The sequence below is a fragment of the Betaproteobacteria bacterium genome, from assembly GCA_016791345.1.
Taxonomy (GTDB): domain Bacteria; phylum Pseudomonadota; class Gammaproteobacteria; order Burkholderiales; family JAEUMW01; genus JAEUMW01.
In genome coordinates this window covers 1-2,230 of sequence record JAEUMW010000072.1, presented here as the reverse complement: position 1 = coordinate 2,230, position 2,230 = coordinate 1, and the positions used below count along the sequence as shown (strand labels likewise).

2 protein-coding genes are annotated in these 2,230 nt (G+C 65.5%); both read left to right on the top strand.

From position 1 onward, the window contains the following. Positions 1-1,909: NADP-dependent malic enzyme (locus JNK68_02825; protein MBL8539286.1), on the top strand; the 1,909-nt coding region annotated here is incomplete at its 5' end. 61 nt (positions 1,910-1,970) lie between these two features. Next, positions 1,971-2,230 (top strand): cation:dicarboxylase symporter family transporter (locus JNK68_02820; protein ID MBL8539285.1); only part of this gene is annotated, 260 nt, incomplete at its 3' end.

The window sequence follows — 2,230 nt, the reverse complement described above, 5'->3', positions numbered from 1 at the left end:
CGCGCTCGAACCCACCTTCGGCGGCATCAATCTCGAGGACATCAAGGCGCCGGAATGCTTCTACATCGAGCGCAAGCTGCGCGAGCGCATGAAGATCCCGGTGTTCCACGACGACCAGCACGGCACCGCGATCATCGTCGGCGCCGCGTTCCTGAACGGGCTCAAGGTGGTCGGCAAGGACATCAAGAGCGTCAAGCTCGCCGCTTCCGGGGCGGGTGCCGCAGCGCTCGCCTGCCTCGACCTGCTGGTGAGCCTGGGGCTGCCGATCGAGAACGTCACGGTCGCCGACATCCACGGCGTGGTGCACGAGGGTCGCGCCGTGGACATGGACGAGAACAAGGCGCGCTACGCGAAGAACACCGAGGCGCGCACGCTCGGCGAGATCGTCGCCGGGGCCGACGTGTTCCTCGGCCTGTCGGCGGGCGGCGTGCTGAAGCCCGAGATGGTGGCGAAGATGGCGGACAAACCGCTCATCCTCGCGCTCGCCAATCCGCACCCGGAGATCCTCCCCGAGGATGCCAAGGCCGTACGTCCCGATTGCGTGATCGCCACCGGCCGCTCGGATTACCCGAACCAGGTCAACAACGTTCTCTGCTTCCCCTTCATCTTCCGCGGCGCGCTCGACGTCGGCGCCACCACCATCAACGAGGAAATGAAGCGCGCGGCGGTACATGCCATCGCCGATCTGGCGCATGCCGAGCAATCCGACATCGTGACCACCGCCTACGGCGAGAAGGGACTGAGCTTCGGTCCCGAATACCTGATTCCAAAACCGTTCGATCCGCGTCTCATCGTCCGCATCGCACCGGCCGTCGCGCGCGCGGCGATGGACAGCGGTGTCGCCACGCGGCCGATCACCGACTGCGATGCCTATCGCGAAAGCCTGAGCCGCTTCGTCTACACCTCGGGCGGTGCGATGAAGATCGTCTTCGCGGCGGCGCGGCACTTGTCCAAACGCGTCGCCTACGCCGAAGGCGAGGCCGAGAACGTGCTGCGCGCGGTGCAGGTGGTGATCGACGAGAAGCTTGCGCGCCCTATCCTCATCGGACGTCCGGACAAGATGCGCGAGCGCATCGAGAAATTCGGGCTGCGCATCCGCGACGGCGTCAACTGCGAGTTCGTGAACATCGACTCGGATCCGCGCTACCACGACACGTGGACCGAGTACTACCGGCTCACGCGCCGCCGGGGCGTCTCGTACGACGATGCACGCGACGAGGTGCGTCGGCGCAACACGCTGGTCGCGGCCATGCTGGTGCACAGTGGCGACGCCGACGCGATGCTGTGCGGCACCGTCGGGCGCTACGCCTCGCACATGCGCCACATCAACAACGTGATCGGTCTGCGCAAGGGTGCCAGCACCTTCGCCGGCATGAACGTGCTGACCCTGCCCGAGCACACGTTGTTCGTCTGCGACACCTTGGTGAATCCCGATCCGACGCCGCAACAGCTGGCCGAGATCACGCTGCTCGCGGTCGAGCAGGTGCGCCGTTTCGGCGACGTGCCGCGGGTCGCCATTCTCAACCATTCCAGCTTCGGCAGCTCAGACGCGCCCTCAGCGCGCAAGATGCGGGAAGTGATGGCACTCCTCGAAGCTGGCAATCCGGACTTCGAGCTCGAGGGCGAGATGCAGGCCGACGCCGCCGTGTCGAAGACCGTGCTCGACAAGGTGTTCCCGGACTCGCGCCTCAGCGCGGCGGCCAATCTGCTGATCATGCCTAACCTCGACGCGGCGAACATCGCCTACAACCTTCTCAAGGTGATCGCCGGCGGCGGCATCACGGTCGGCCCGATCCTGCTCGGCGCGGCGAAGCCGGTGCACATCCTCGACCCCGGATGCTCGGTGCGACGCATCGTCAACATGACCGCGCTCGCCGCGGTGGACGCCGACATCAAGCGCGAACGCTAGCAGCCACGGCGACTGCAACCGCCGCAGTTTCGATCAACCGGGTCCCGAGCAGAGGCAGAACATGGCGCATCGCAAGCTCTACCAGTCGCTCTACTTCCAGGTGATCGTCGCGATCATCCTGGGCATCACGCTCGGCCACTTCTTTCCCGAAACCGGCGCGGCGATGAAGCCGCTTGGCGACGGCTTCATCAAGCTCATCAAGATGATCATCGCGCCGATCATCTTCTGCACGATCGTCGTCGGCATCGCCGGCATGGAGAACATGAAGACGGTCGGCAAGACCGGCGGCTATGCCCTGCTCTACTTCGAGATCGTCAGCAC